13 protein-coding genes and 5 tRNA genes are annotated in these 13601 nt (G+C 52.4%); 17 read left to right on the forward strand and 1 reads right to left on the reverse strand.

The genetic code is table 11. The annotated features are described in order from the left end of the window. Positions 1-47: 47 nt before the first annotated feature. The 14 genes from ybgC (at position 48) to pnuC (ending at position 8733) form a co-directional block, all read left to right on the forward strand. Entirely contained in the window at positions 48-455 is a 408-nt protein-coding gene (ybgC, locus tag AC6HVW_RS07635) for a tol-pal system-associated acyl-CoA thioesterase (protein ID WP_021805263.1), read from the forward strand. After that, positions 452-1135 carry a Tol-Pal system protein TolQ gene (tolQ, locus tag AC6HVW_RS07640; protein WP_024483139.1) on the forward strand — a complete coding sequence of 228 codons (684 nt, stop codon included), beginning with the start codon at positions 452-454 and terminating at the stop codon, positions 1133-1135. The genes ybgC and tolQ overlap by 4 nt, the downstream gene beginning before the upstream one ends. Positions 1136-1151: 16 nt before the next feature. Then, positions 1152-1580, forward strand: a complete 429-nt coding sequence (gene tolR / locus AC6HVW_RS07645; RefSeq protein ID WP_021805261.1) for a colicin uptake protein TolR — start codon at positions 1152-1154, stop codon at positions 1578-1580. Positions 1581-1658: 78 nt separating this feature from the next. Then, entirely contained in the window at positions 1659-2843 is a 1185-nt protein-coding gene (tolA, locus tag AC6HVW_RS07650; protein WP_497569320.1) for a cell envelope integrity protein TolA, read from the forward strand. 133 nt (positions 2844-2976) lie between these two features. After that, entirely contained in the window at positions 2977-4269 is a 1293-nt protein-coding gene (gene tolB / locus AC6HVW_RS07655) for a Tol-Pal system beta propeller repeat protein TolB (protein WP_071683117.1), read from the forward strand. Between the two features lie 47 nt (positions 4270-4316). After that, positions 4317-4826 (forward strand): peptidoglycan-associated lipoprotein Pal, encoded by a 510-nt coding sequence (gene pal / locus AC6HVW_RS07660; RefSeq protein ID WP_065686444.1) that lies wholly within the window; start codon positions 4317-4319, stop codon positions 4824-4826. A gap of 9 nt (positions 4827-4835) precedes the next feature. Beyond that, positions 4836-5639 carry a cell division protein CpoB gene (cpoB, locus tag AC6HVW_RS07665; RefSeq protein ID WP_021805256.1) on the forward strand — a complete coding sequence of 268 codons (804 nt, stop codon included), beginning with the start codon at positions 4836-4838 and terminating at the stop codon, positions 5637-5639. 193 nt (positions 5640-5832) lie between these two features. Continuing rightward, positions 5833-5908 (forward strand) — tRNA-Lys (locus tag AC6HVW_RS07670). Positions 5909-5951: 43 nt separating this feature from the next. Further along, positions 5952-6027: transfer RNA gene (locus AC6HVW_RS07675), tRNA-Val, on the forward strand. 7 nt (positions 6028-6034) lie between these two features. Then, a tRNA-Lys gene (locus tag AC6HVW_RS07680) sits at positions 6035-6110 on the forward strand. A 128-nt stretch (positions 6111-6238) separates the two neighbouring features. Next, positions 6239-6314: transfer RNA gene (locus tag AC6HVW_RS07685), tRNA-Lys, on the forward strand. Positions 6315-6344: 30 nt separating this feature from the next. After that, positions 6345-6420 (forward strand) — tRNA-Lys (locus tag AC6HVW_RS07690). Positions 6421-6914: 494 nt separating this feature from the next. Then, entirely contained in the window at positions 6915-7976 is a 1062-nt protein-coding gene (gene nadA, locus AC6HVW_RS07695; protein ID WP_037375120.1) for a quinolinate synthase NadA, read from the forward strand. Positions 7977-8007: 31 nt separating this feature from the next. Continuing rightward, a complete protein-coding gene (pnuC, locus tag AC6HVW_RS07700) occupies positions 8008-8733 on the forward strand; it encodes a nicotinamide riboside transporter PnuC (protein ID WP_071683122.1) in 726 nt (241 codons plus the stop codon). Between the two features lie 31 nt (positions 8734-8764). Here pnuC and zitB read toward each other — a convergent pair whose 3' ends face one another. Beyond that, positions 8765-9703 (reverse strand): CDF family zinc transporter ZitB, encoded by a 939-nt coding sequence (gene zitB / locus AC6HVW_RS07705; RefSeq protein ID WP_065686446.1) that lies wholly within the window; start codon positions 9701-9703, stop codon positions 8765-8767. 208 nt (positions 9704-9911) lie between these two features. On the opposite strand from zitB, the gene aroG reads away from it, so the two are divergent. The 3 genes from aroG (at position 9912) to AC6HVW_RS07720 (ending at position 13558) form a co-directional block, all read left to right on the forward strand. Continuing rightward, a complete protein-coding gene (aroG, locus tag AC6HVW_RS07710) occupies positions 9912-10967 on the forward strand; it encodes a 3-deoxy-7-phosphoheptulonate synthase AroG (RefSeq protein ID WP_071683132.1) in 1056 nt (351 codons plus the stop codon). Positions 10968-11334: 367 nt separating this feature from the next. Continuing rightward, complete coding sequence (locus tag AC6HVW_RS07715) at positions 11335-12513, forward strand: YjgN family protein (protein WP_447889393.1); 1179 nt, start codon at positions 11335-11337, stop codon at positions 12511-12513. A gap of 10 nt (positions 12514-12523) precedes the next feature. After that, positions 12524-13558 carry a M48 family metallopeptidase gene (locus AC6HVW_RS07720; protein ID WP_497569321.1) on the forward strand — a complete coding sequence of 345 codons (1035 nt, stop codon included), beginning with the start codon at positions 12524-12526 and terminating at the stop codon, positions 13556-13558. The last annotated feature ends 43 nt before the right edge of the window (positions 13559-13601 follow it).

A 13601-nucleotide genomic window follows, 5' to 3' on the forward strand; every position in this document is an offset into this window, starting at 1 on the left:
TCTTGCGTATAGTAGCAATCGTTCAATTGCCTTGGTTTGGAAGTCTCGTGAGTAATAAGTTGTTTCGATGGCCGGTTCGTGTTTACTTTGAAGACACTGATGCCGGTGGTGTGGTCTACCATGCCCGTTACGTCGCTTTTTATGAAAGAGCGCGCACCGAGATGCTGCGTCAACATAACTTTCATCAACAGCAGCTGCTCAGTGAAGAACATGTCGCTTTCGCTGTCCGGCGTATGACGGTGGATTATCTGTCACCAGCTCGTCTTGATGACCTGCTGGAAGTGCAGAGCAAAATCACCTCAATACGCGGGGCTTCTCTTACGTTTGCTCAACGCATTGTTAATTCTGACGGTACTCTCTTGAGTCAGGCCGATGTATTGATTGCATGCATTGATCCACACCAAATGAAGCCGATAGCGCTTCCTAAGTCTATTGTCGCGGAGTTTAAGCAGTGACTGACATGAACATCCTAGATCTATTCTTGAAGGCGAGCCTGCTGGTCAAGTTTATCATGCTGATTTTGATATGCTTTTCAGTTGCCTCTTGGGCGATTATCATCCAGCGTACCCGCATCCTCAATGCGGCCACTCGCGACGCCGAAGCCTTCGAAGACAAATTCTGGTCTGGTATCGAGCTTTCCCGTCTGTATCAGGAAAGCCAGGCACGTCGCGATAGCCTGACTGGCTCAGAGCAGATTTTCCACTCCGGTTTCAAAGAGTTTGCCCGTTTACACCGTGCCAACAGCCATGCGCCAGAGTCGGTGATCGAAGGGGCAACGCGTGCGATGCGTATTTCGATGAATCGTGAGCTGGAAACGCTGGAAAACCATATTCCTTTCCTCGGCACCGTGGGTTCCATCAGTCCGTATATCGGCCTGTTTGGTACCGTGTGGGGGATCATGCACGCCTTTATCGCCTTGGGCGCGGTAAAACAAGCCACCTTGCAGATGGTAGCACCGGGTATCGCCGAAGCGTTGATCGCCACGGCCATCGGTCTGTTTGCCGCGATCCCTGCCGTTATGGCCTATAACCGCCTAAACCAGCGCGTTAACAAGCTTGAGCAGAATTACGACAACTTTATGGAAGAGTTCACCGCTATTCTGCATCGCCAGGCCTTCTCCAGCGACAGCAAATAAGAAGTAGGAGGGTAGCATGGCGAGAGTTCGTGGTCGTAACAAGCGTGAGCTGAAGTCGGAAATCAACATTGTTCCGCTGCTGGATGTCTTGTTGGTGCTGTTGCTGATCTTTATGGCAACCGCGCCAATCATCACCCAAAGCGTTGAAGTTGATTTGCCTGATGCCACCGATTCCAAGACGGTGTCCAGCGATGATAATCCACCGGTGATCCTGGAAGTTTCCGGCGTAGGTCAGTACACCCTGGTGGTGGATCACAACCGTATGGAGCTGTTGCCGCCTGAGCAGGTGGCGGCCGAAGCCAAGTCGCGTCTGGCAGCTAATCCGAAGACGGTGTTTTTGATCGGTGGGGCCAAGGAAGTACCGTACGATGAGATTATCAAGGCATTGAATATTCTGCATCAGGCGGGTGTCGCTTCCGTAGGGTTGATGACCCAGCCAATCTAACCTTAAGGTCAGTGGCAACCCGGTTCCTGCCCTGTGGCGCAGGAACCCCGTTTAAGCAGCAGTTTTTGGGATTCTATTTTGGTAAAGGCAACTGAGCAAAATGATAAGCTGAACCGCTCCGTGATTGTTTCGGTGGTTCTGCACATTCTATTGATTGCCCTGTTGATTTGGGGTTCGCTGTACGAAAATACTGAAATGAGTAGTGCAGGCGGCGGCGGTGATGGTTCCGTGGTCGGGGCCGTGATGGTCGACCCAGGGGCGGTGGTAGAGCAGTACAACCGCCAGCAGCAACAGAGCAGCGATGCACAGCGTGCAGAAAAGCAGCGCCAGAAGAAGGCGGAGCAGCAGGCTGAAGAGCTGCAGCAGAAGCAGGCGGCGGAACAGCAGCGCCTGAAAGAACTGGAACAAGAGCGTTTGGCCGCGCAGGAAAAAGCCGCGCAGGACGCCAAGGCACAGGCCGAACAGCAGAAGAAAGCTGCCGAGCAGCAACAACAGGCCGCTGAGCAGCAGAAAGCAGCAGAAGCCGCTGCGGCGAAGGCCAAAGAACAACAGAAGGCAGCCGAGCAAGCTGCAGCGAAAGCTAAAGCCGAGGCGGATAAAATAGCCAAGGCGCAGGCAGACGCACAGAAGAAAGCTGAAGCGGAAGCCAAGAAAGAAGCTGCCGCTGCCGCCGCTGCTAAAAAGCAGGCGGAAGAGGCGAAGAAAGAAGCCGCCGCTGCCGCAGAACAGAAGGCTGCTGAAGCCGCAGAGAAGAAAGCCGCTGCTGACGCCGAGAAGAAAGCGGCCGCAGAAGAAGCGAAAAAAGCCGCCGCTGCCGAGAAGGCTGCTGCCGCCAAGAAGAAGGCCGCTGAAGCTGCTAAGCAATCTGCTGATGTAGACAATCTGTTTGGTGATTTGGCGGATGGTAAAAACGCGCCGAAAGGTGGCGGTGCCAAGGCTAAAGGTGACGGTAAACCGGCAGGGCAGGGTAATGCTAAAACTGCGGGGGCAAGCGGTGCCGATATTGCTGGCTATGAGGGGCAGATTCAGGCGGCGATCCAGAGCAAATTCTATGATCCAAGCTCGTTTGTAGGTAAAACCTGTGATTTGAGTATCAAATTGGCACCAGATGGGCTGCTGATTAGTGTCAAGGCTGTTGGTGGCGATCCTGCTTTGTGTCAGGCTGCTTTAGCCGCTGCCAAATTGGCTCGTATACCGAAGCCACCGAGCCAGGCAGTCTATGAGCACTTTAAGAATGCTACCCTAGTATTTAAGCCTCAATAATGATTGTCTTAAACCGAGTTAAACGCATGGATGTACCAAGGTAACCAACAGGGAATATGTAGTGTTGTTGGCGTTGGTTTGTTAAAATTCTGCTAAATTATCGCAGGCATACCGCCTGGATAAGGGAGATGAGATGAAGCAGGCATTTCGAGTAGCGTTAGGTCTTATTGTTCTGTGGGCATCCGTGCTGCACGCGGAAGTTCGCATTGAAATCACCCAAGGAGTCGACTCCGCTCGCCCGATTGGCGTGGTGCCATTTAAATGGGCGGGTCCAGGCACGCCTCCGGAAGATGTTGGCCAAATCGTTGGCGCAGATCTCCGTAACAGTGGCAAATTCAACCCGATTGATGTGGCACGTATGCCGCAGCAGCCAACCACCGCGTCTGAAGTGACGCCGGCGGCCTGGACTGCGCTGGGCATCGATGCCGTAGTGGTTGGCCAGGTTCAGCCTGGTGCCGACGGCAGCTATCTGGTTTCCTACCAGCTGGTCGATACTTCAGGTTCGCCTGGCACCGTATTGGCACAAAACCAGTTTAAAGTGACCAAACAGTGGCTGCGTTATGCGGCTCATACCGCCAGCGATGGCGTGTTTGAGAAGCTGACCGGTATCAAGGGCGCATTCCGTACCCGCATCGCCTACGTGGTGCAGACCAACGGCGGGAAATTCCCGTACGAGCTGCGCGTATCGGATTACGACGGCTATAACCAGGTTCCAGTGCATCGTTCACCAGAGCCACTGATGTCACCGGCCTGGTCGCCGGACGGCAGCAAACTGGCCTACGTGACCTTTGAGAGCGGCAAATCTGCGCTGGTGATCCAGAACCTGTCTGATGGTGCTATCCGTCAGGTCGCTTCATTCCCACGTCACAACGGTGCACCTTCCTTCTCTCCAGACGGTACTCGTTTGGCTTTCGCCTTGTCTAAAAGCGGTAGCATGAACCTGTATGTGATGAATTTGGCTTCTGGCCAGATCTCTCAGATTACCGATGGCCGCAACAATAATACCGAACCTTCCTGGTTCCCGGACAGCCAGTCTCTGGCCTTTACCTCTGACCAGGGGGGGCGTCCTCAAATTTATAAAATCAGTGCCAATGGTGGTGCATCACAACGTCTGACCTGGGAAGGTGCCCAGAATCAGAACGCCACTGTGAGTTCTGATGGTAAATTCTTGGTGATGGTAAGCTCCAATAATGGGGCTCAGCATATCGCCAAACAAGATCTCGGATCGGGAGCCGTTCAAGTATTAACGGACACGTTCCTGGATGAATCGCCTAGTATCGCACCAAACGGCACCATGGTGATCTATAGCTCCACGCAAGGTATGGGCTCCGTGCTGCAGTTGGTATCGACTGATGGGCGCTTCAAAGCGCGTCTTCCGGCAACTGATGGACAGGTAAAATCCCCTTCCTGGTCGCCGTATCTGTGATGCATGTTTAAAATATGTATGGCAAAAACTATAAAAGGATCAAAGAAATGCAACTGAACAAAGTGCTGAAAGGGCTTCTGCTGGCACTGCCAGTTCTGGCTGTAGCAGCTTGTAGTTCTAACAAAAGCGCTAATAACGATCAATCCGGTATGGGCGCTGGCACTGGTACAGAAAACGGCAGCAGCAACCTGTCTTCTGAAGAACAAGCACGTCTGCAGATGCAAGAACTGCAACGTAACAACATTGTTTACTTCGGCCTGGACAAATATGACGTCAGCTCTGAGTTCGCTCAGATGCTGGATGCGCATGCTGCTTTCCTGCGTAACAACCCATCCTACAAAGTGACTGTTGAAGGTCATACGGATGAGCGTGGCACGCCAGAATACAACATCGCTCTGGGTGAGCGTCGTGCTAACGCAGTTAAAATGTACCTGCAAGGCAAAGGCGTTTCTGCTGACCAAATCTCTATCGTTTCTTACGGTAAAGAAAAACCAGCAGTACTGGGCCACGACGAAGCAGCCTATGCTAAAAACCGTCGTGCCGTTCTGGTTTACTAAGAGAATCGCATGAACAGTAACTTCAGACGTCACCTGTTGAGTCTGGCGTTACTGGTTGGCGTAGCGGTCCCATGGGCCGCTACTGCCCAAGCGCCAATCAGTAATGTCGGGTCCGGCTCGGTCGAAGACCGTGTCACATCACTTGAGCGTATCAGTAATGCTCAGGGCCAGCTTTTGAACCAACTCCAGCAACAACTCTCTGATAACCAACGCGATATCGATACGCTCCGTGGGCAGATCCAGGAAAGTCAGTATCAGTTGAATCAGGTAGTTGAACGCCAGAAACAGATCTATCAACAGATGGATAGCCTTAGCCAGGGTGGCGCACAGAATTCCGCTGGTGCAGCAGCAGGGGCCGCAGGTGGTACAGCCGCCGCGGCGTCCTCTGATGGCGCTGGCAGCGCTCCTGCGGGTGCGACAGCCGCTGCGGCTAGTACGGGCGATGAAAACAGCGACTACAACGCCGCTGTTTCACTGGCGCTGGAAAAAAAGCAGTATGACCAGGCGATCTCCGCTTTTCAGGCTTTCATAAAGCAGTATCCGAAATCCACTTACCTGCCTAATGCCAACTATTGGCTGGGCCAGTTGTACTACAACAAGGGTAAGAAGGAGGACGCGGCATACTATTATGCAGTGGTGGTTAAGAGTTACCCAAAATCACCCAAGGCGCCGGACGCAATGTATAAAGTTGGGGTGATCATGCAGGAAAAAGGGCAGGCTGATAAAGCCAAAGCCGTTTACCAGCAGGTGATCAAATCTTACCCGACCAGCGATGCGGCCAAGCAGGCCAAGAAACGCGAAGCGAGTTTGTAAGTAAAAACCGAGCCCAGAAGTTAGTCGATTTGACCGAATTCTGGGCTCATTCGCGTGAAGAACAAGCAGTTGAACCTATTGCGCCAAAATTTAGGTTGCGCTGCTGAGATAAATTAGTAATATATGCCGCCGTTGCCAAGACAACTTGCAAGATGTTAAAGCAGCAAGGAAATTAGTAGTAAACCACGTCAGTGGGTCGTTAGCTCAGTTGGTAGAGCAGTTGACTTTTAATCAATTGGTCGCAGGTTCGAATCCTGCACGACCCACCAACTCTTAATGAGTTGGTAAAGAGTGGAGTAGTACCACGACAGTGGGTGATTAGCTCAGTTGGTAGAGCATCTCCTTTACACGGAGGGGGTCGGCGGTTCGAGCCCGTCATCACCCACCACTGCAGTGGGTCGTTAGCTCAGTTGGTAGAGCAGTTGACTTTTAATCAATTGGTCGCAGGTTCGAATCCTGCACGACCCACCAATTCTTAATGGGTTGGTAAAACTGGAATCGTGAAGGATGTTTAGTGGAATTAGTTCCACGTAAATCATCTGTTTCGACAATACAGTCCTTCATTCTGTATTCATAGTTCAGAAGTAAACCACGTCAGTGGGTCGTTAGCTCAGTTGGTAGAGCAGTTGACTTTTAATCAATTGGTCGCAGGTTCGAATCCTGCACGACCCACCATTTTAAGATTTAGCAGTAAACCACATCAGCGGGTCGTTAGCTCAGTTGGTAGAGCAGTTGACTTTTAATCAATTGGTCGCAGGTTCGAATCCTGCACGACCCACCATCTTCAAGAATTCTCAATAATAAAATCCCAGCAATAAAATCGCATATCGCACCAGTCGTGCGGGTGAGATCCTGCGTTCAGGTTCGAGTCTCGCTTGCGAGACAACGGCGGCGGCCGGTCATCCTGCCAGACCCACCATCTTAAAAATTCCAAAGTACTAAACTCTAAACTCCAGCACGTCATATCGCACCAGTCGTGCGGGTGAGATCATGCGCTCAGGTTCGAGTCTCGCTTGCGAGACAACGGCGGCGGCCGGTTATCCTGCCAGACCTACTCTCCCACAAATCACTGCTCCCAGCCGTTATCTTTTGAGCTCAAAGCTTCTCATTTCAAGCAAAATTTCAGCCCATTAAACAAATCTGCCCATGACAAGAAATGTTCAGCGACTTTTGGCTAGAAATTAGGTATTTTGTTTAGTATATAAAACGAGGTGGTTGAGCAAGCGGCAAGCAGCCTAAAAAGCAGACCCACAGCCTAGCATAGAGATAACAGCGATGAGTGAAATGTTTGATGTCAATGCGGCGATATATCCATTCCCGCCGAAACCGGTGCCGTTAGACGTCGCAGAGAAGGCTTTTTATCGGCAGAAGATCAAAACCTTGCTCAAGCAACGTGATGCGGTCCTGGTGGCCCATTACTACACCGATCCGGAGATCCAGGCACTGGCCGAAGAGACGGGCGGTTGCGTCGCCGATTCACTGGAGATGGCACGTTTCGGTAGCCAACATCCTGCGTCGACACTGCTGGTTGCTGGCGTGCGTTTTATGGGGGAGACGGCCAAAATCCTTAGCCCAGAAAAACAGGTGTTGATGCCAACGCTGCATGCCGAGTGCTCTCTGGACCTCGGTTGTCCTGAGGCGGAGTTTGCCGCATTCTGCGACAGCCATCCTGATCGGACAGTGGTGGTTTACGCCAACACCTCAGCAGCCGTCAAAGCGCGTGCCGATTGGGTGGTCACTTCCAGCATTGCCGTTGAGCTGATTGAACATCTCGATAGCCTGGGGGAGAAAATCATCTGGGCGCCGGATCGCCATCTGGGTAACTATGTGCAGAAACAGACCGGCGCAGACGTGCTGTGCTGGCAAGGGGCCTGCATCGTCCATGACGAGTTTAAAACCCAGGCGCTGATACGTATGAAAGCCCTATATCCGGAGGCCGCGATACTGGTGCATCCAGAGTCACCGCAGGCGATCGTCGATCTGGCTGATGCCGTCGGTTCGACCAGCCAACTGATCCAGGCAGCGGTAACCTTGCCCAATCGGCAACTGATCGTGGCCACCGATCGCGGTATCTTCTACAAGATGCAGCAAGCTTGTCCGGATAAAGAATTGTTTGAAGCTCCTACTGCCGGTGAGGGTGCCACCTGTCGTAGCTGCGCCCACTGCCCATGGATGGCGATGAACGGCCTGAAGGCTATTGCCGAAGGGCTGGAACAAGGGGGATCACAGCATGAGATTTTTGTTGATGGCGCACTGCGTGACCAGGCGCTTATTCCGCTCAACCGCATGCTGGACTTTGCAGCGCAGTTGAAAATGCAGGTTAAAGGCAACGCCTGAATCCAGGCTGACGTTTTTATAAGGAAGACATATGAGCTTTTTCAGCACCGGCAACATTCTGGTCCACATTCCGATTGGTGCAGGGGGTTATGACCTGTCGTGGATTGAGGCCATCGGTACGCTGTTTGGTTTACTCTGTATCTGGTATGCCAGCAAAGAGAAAATCATCAACTACCTGTTTGGCCTGATCAACGTCACGCTGTTTGCGGTGATCTTCTTTCAGATCCAACTCTACGCCAGCCTGTTGCTGCAACTGTTTTTCTTCGTGGCCAATATTTACGGCTGGTATGCCTGGAGCCGCCAGACGCAGGATAATCAGGCCGAATTGCAGATCCGTTGGTTGCCACTGCCTAAAGCATTGGCATGGGGGGCGGTGTGCGTGGTTGGTATCGCGTTGATGACGTTTAATATCGACCGGGTATTTGCCTACCTGACACAAATTGCGGTGGCGGTCATGCAGGGGCTGGGTCTTAACGTACAGATGCCAGAACTGCAACCGGACGCTTTCCCGTTCTGGGATTCCGCCATGATGGTGCTGTCTATCGTCGCCATGATCCTGATGACGCGCAAGTACGTTGAAAACTGGCTGCTATGGGTAGTGATTGATGTGATCAGCGTGGCGATCTTTGCTTACCAGGGCGTATATGCCATGGCGCTGGAGTACGTCATCTTGACGCTGATTGCTCTCAATGGCTCTTGGCTATGGATACGCAGTGCCTCGAAGAATCACTCCCAACCGCTTTCTTCAGCACCTTAGTACCCAGGGGCGTAACAAGCGCCCCTGGATGTTAATGATGATGCCCCAGATGATTGGAGTGTGAGTGGTCACTCGCAATGCCGCAGTCAGGGGTATCACAATGCTGGTACTCCATCTGGATCGTCGCATGGCCAATCTGGTAATGCTCCAGCAAATAGGCCTGGATGCGGCGTAATAGCCCGTCATGATCGTGGGGTGGGATCACCTGGGCGTGGAGCGTCATCAGCCTTTGTTCGCCAATCTGCCAGACATGCACATGATGGATGTTACGCACTTCCGGAATATTCAGGCACAGATCCTTTTGCAGTTTAGTGATATCTACCTCCTGTGGCGTTCCCTCCAGCAGTTCATGGAAACTCTCCTTCAGCAGGCGCCAGGCGCTGCGCAACACCAGGCAGGAAACCAGGACCGAGAGTATCGGATCGATGGGGGTCCAGCCGGTAGTGAGAATGATGATGGCTGCTGCGATCGCACCGACTGAGCCGAGTAGGTCGCCAAGAACATGTAGGGCGGCGGCACGTACGTTGATATTTTTCTCTTCATTGCCACGGTGCAGCAGCCAGAAGGCGAACAGGTTAGCCAGCAGACCCGCTACGGCGATCACCAGCATTGGGGTACCCATCACTGGCTGTGGTTCGAAGAAACGCCGTACGGCCTCCCACAGGATGAATACGACAATCAGCAGTAATGCGGCAGCATTGATAAAGGCGGCCAACGTGGTCAGGCGCAGATAGCCAAAAGTATGGCGGGCGTTGGGTTTTCGCTGCGAGAAGTGCACCGCCATCAGCGCGACGAGCAGGGCGGCGGAATCCGTCAGCATATGCCCGGCGTCTGCCAGCAGCGCCAGTGAGCCAGAAAGTAATCCGCCCACGGCCTCGACAACCATGAAGAGGGTAGTGACTAAAAATGCGGCTAGTAGGCGCTTACTGTTGCCGTCTTTAGGCTGATGGACATGAGAAGCTCCAGACATTACTTATCCTTTTGCAAAATTTGTCGGGTGCCAAAGTCTAAGTTTGGCCGTTACTTAGCTCATTATAGGCGGCCTTGCTAGAGAGCTGAATATTTGCCGATGGTGATTATGGGATCTAAAGGTGATTTACAGCGCCAGCCTCACAGGCTAGATTGGTAAAATCTACTCTACGCGCTGTGCGATACACCCGATACCGAATGGAAAAGTGATGAATTACCAAAACGACGACTTACGTATTAAAGAAATCAAGGAACTCCTGCCGCCGGTGGCCCTGTTGGAAAAGTTTCCGGCTTCGGCTCAGGCAGCAGAGACGGTGTCACAGGCTCGCCAATCGATCCACAACATCCTGCGTGGCAATGACGATCGCCTGTTGGTGGTGATTGGGCCTTGTTCCATTCACGATACCAAAGCGGCGAAAGAGTATGCTGCGCGCCTGATGACCCTGCGCCAGGAGCTCAACGGTGAGCTGGAAGTGGTGATGCGGGTCTATTTCGAAAAGCCACGTACCACCGTTGGCTGGAAAGGGCTGATCAACGATCCGCAGATGGATAACAGCTTCCAGATTAACGAAGGCCTGCGCCTGGCGCGTAAGCTGCTGTTGGATATCAATGACGGCGGGTTGCCTGCTGCGGGCGAGTTCCTTGATATGATCACTCCGCAATACCTGGCAGATTTGATGAGCTGGGGAGCGATCGGCGCACGCACCACGGAATCCCAGGTGCATCGTGAACTGGCCTCTGGCCTGTCTTGCCCGGTGGGCTTCAAAAACGGCACCGACGGTACCATCAAGGTGGCGATCGATGCTATCAATGCCGCTGGCGCACCGCACTGTTTCCTGTCCGTCACCAAATGGGGTCATTCCGCGATTGTTAACACCAGCGGCAATGGCGACTGCCACATTATTCTGCGTGGCGGCAAAGAGCCAAACTACAGCGCGGCCCATGTGAAAGAAGTGAAAGAGGGGCTGGCCAAAGCGGGCTTACCTGCACAGGTGATGATCGACTTCAGCCACGCCAACAGCAGCAAGCAGTTTAAAAAACAGCTGGAGGTGAACGCGGACGTTTGCCAGCAGCTGCGTGGTGGTGAAAAAGCCATTATCGGGGTGATGATCGAAAGCCACCTGGTGGAAGGAAATCAAAGCCTGGAAAGCGGCGAGCCGCTGGTTTACGGCAAAAGCGTGACCGATGCCTGCATTGGCTGGGAAGATACCGAAACCGTACTGCGCGATCTGGCCGCAGCGGTGAAGGCGCGCCGTAGCCGATAAGCTACCCGTGTTTGTGGCCCTGCAGCATTGCTGTGGGGCCCAACCCTTAGGGTGATTATAAGAATTGACTCCTGCAACAATAACGCCAGAATAAAATCTGACATTATACTAATTTCGTAGAGCTTTCCTCGTTCCGCTGGGCCTTTTTTGATGATAATAAGTTGGTATTACCGCCCATAATTTTTATTTCCAGGAAACATCTTATTTGTCCGCCGCTGTTTTTCATCTCGCGTAACTGTTACTAGTCAAACACAATTTGCTCTTGCCGCACGGTATGATTATGATGATGCGTTTTTTACAACCAAAATACCCAATCTAAAAATAAGGGCATGATGGTGAATGACTTTAATTTCAGGATGAATAGCTGATGGAAAACAATAGTTCTCGGCATCAAATTTATTTTCGTGGTACGGGTGGGGAGTATTTCGCAATCTGGTTGGTTAACATATTACTGACGGCTATTACGTTGGGAATATACTCAGCTTGGGCAACGGTGCGTCGTCGTCGTTATTTTTATGGCAATACCGAATTGAATGGCGACCGCTTTGATTACCACGCGCAGCCAATGCAAATCCTCAAGGGCCGTCTGCTGGTGATCGGCGCCGTGATCCTGTTCTATATTCTTTTATTTATCAGCCCATTGCTTGGCATGATTGCCATGCTGGCACTCCTTGCGTTGATCCCTTGGATTATCATCCGTAGCTGGCGTTATAACGCTATTATGTCTAGCTATCGTGGTGTTCGCTTCAATTACTTATGCCAGACCGGGCGCGCCTACTGGGTATTACTGTTCTGCCCGATACTGCTAGTGATTGGCCTGTATGCGGTTATGATCGTATTAGGTTTGATTGGCAGCAGTCTGGGCAGCCCGACTGCGATCATTGTGCTGGCAGCTATTACGGTCATCCTGTTTGTACCGATGCTGGCCGCTATCAATGGTATCCTGGCTACCCTGCAACATGATCTGTATGTGAACAACCTGCGTTTTGGTACTTCACCTTTTGTGGCCGAATTCAAGAAAGCAGAGTTCATTAAGATTGCACTGTTCAGCCTGCTGATCTTCTTGCCATTCCTGGTCATCGCCTTGGTCCTGGTTGGCTCGTTCTTTGTCAGCTTATTCCAAATGGCGCTGTTTGGCGGTATGTCCGATGCCATGCTGCAAGCCCAGATGGCAAATAATATTGGTAGCCTGTTCATGATGATGTTGGTGCTGTTGCTAGGTGTGATGGTTTCCAGCAGTTATATGGTTGTCGCTCAGCGTAACTACGTGTTTAACCAAACCACCTTGCAAGGTGAGGTTAAACTGCGTTCTTCCATGCAGACTCTGCCGTATATGGGACTGTTGATCACCAACAGCCTGATCACCGTGTTCTCATTGGGCCTTGCAGCTCCGGTGGCCCACGTACGTCATGCTCGCTATATTGCTGAGTCAACTCAGGTTGAAGGCGATCTGTCGCTGTTGTCGGTACAGGCTCATCACGATACGGCTAATACCGCTATCGCTGAAGAAGCCGTACAGGCGCTCGATCTGGGCACCAGTTTTTGAGTAAAGACTGATGATCCTTGAAGGACACTATCAGTGCCCTGGCCGGGCCGCCCAACAGGCGGCCCGGCTGCTGTTAAACGATATGGGCGATGGAGTAACGCTGCAATATGATGGCGAACATCGCTATTTTTCTTTAGCGCAAATTACCGTTTCCGAGTCATTGGGACGCATTCCTCTGACGCTGACCTTTCCAGACGGTGGCCGGTTTGTACCCGCCAATGATGCGTCATTCCGCCAGTGGTTTTATCAACGCCGTTCACCGGGGTTGGTGCACCGCTTAGAGCGTTATAAGCGTGGCGTGTTGCTGACGTTGTTGCTAACCGTCCTGTTGACCCTGGCCTATGTTTTCCTGGTTCTCCCTTGGGCGAGCAGTGAAATCGCCATGCGCATTCCTACCGCGGCCGAACAGAAGCTGGGTAAACATACGCTCGATTTCCTGCAAACCAGTGGCTTCAAGCCGTCGCAATTGCCTGCCGAGAAACAGCAGGCGATACAGAAGCTATTCTTGCAGGTGATGCCGGAGCAGATGCGGCACGAGCGCACTCCGCTCAAATTGAAATTACTGGCGGTGCCAGAGGTTGCCAATGCGTTCATGTTACCTGACGGGACATTGGTGATCACCGACGATCTTGCCAAGTTGGCAACCAATGACGACGGCCTGGCCGCGGTGATGCTCCATGAAATGGGACATCATGCGTATCGTCATCCTATGCGCATGGTGGTGCGTTCATCCCTGGTGGCACTGACGTTTATGTGGATGACCGGCGATGTCAGCGGCATCGGCGATACCTTGCTGCAATCGGCCTCATTTATGCATGAAATGCAGTTCTCCCGCAGCGTGGAGCGTGAGGCAGACGACTGGGCAATCGCGGAAATGCAGCGCCAGGGGCGTTCGTTATTGGCGATGGAAGATCTTTACCGCGCATTGCAACAGGCGGCAAGCACGTCAAGCGTGGCACTAGAGGTGCCGGAGTGGTTAAGCACCCATCCAGAGATGCAGGCGCGTTTGCAGGTTATCGAAGCAGCCAGGATCAAAGAGCAATAAAAAAAGCCCCCGGCTCAGCACCGGGGGCTTGTTTGTTTTTCAG

The organism is Serratia sp. NCCP-200, assembly GCF_059697885.1.

What these genes read in the sequence shown, in the direction of transcription:
- tolB (WP_071683117.1), top strand. Translation starts at nt 2,977, where the DNA reads ATGAAGCAGGCATTTCGAGTAGCGTTAGGTCTTATTGTTCTGTGGGCA.
- cpoB (WP_021805256.1), top strand. Translation starts at nt 4,836, where the DNA reads ATGAACAGTAACTTCAGACGTCACCTGTTGAGTCTGGCGTTACTGGTT.
- tolR (WP_021805261.1), top strand. Translation starts at nt 1,152, where the DNA reads ATGGCGAGAGTTCGTGGTCGTAACAAGCGTGAGCTGAAGTCGGAAATC.
- aroG (WP_071683132.1), top strand. Translation starts at nt 9,912, where the DNA reads ATGAATTACCAAAACGACGACTTACGTATTAAAGAAATCAAGGAACTC.
- pal (WP_065686444.1), top strand. Translation starts at nt 4,317, where the DNA reads ATGCAACTGAACAAAGTGCTGAAAGGGCTTCTGCTGGCACTGCCAGTT.
- AC6HVW_RS07720 (WP_497569321.1), top strand. Translation starts at nt 12,524, where the DNA reads ATGATCCTTGAAGGACACTATCAGTGCCCTGGCCGGGCCGCCCAACAG.
- pnuC (WP_071683122.1), top strand. Translation starts at nt 8,008, where the DNA reads ATGAGCTTTTTCAGCACCGGCAACATTCTGGTCCACATTCCGATTGGT.
- AC6HVW_RS07715 (WP_447889393.1), top strand. Translation starts at nt 11,335, where the DNA reads ATGGAAAACAATAGTTCTCGGCATCAAATTTATTTTCGTGGTACGGGT.
- nadA (WP_037375120.1), top strand. Translation starts at nt 6,915, where the DNA reads ATGAGTGAAATGTTTGATGTCAATGCGGCGATATATCCATTCCCGCCG.
- zitB (WP_065686446.1), bottom strand. Translation starts at nt 9,703, where the DNA reads ATGTCTGGAGCTTCTCATGTCCATCAGCCTAAAGACGGCAACAGTAAG.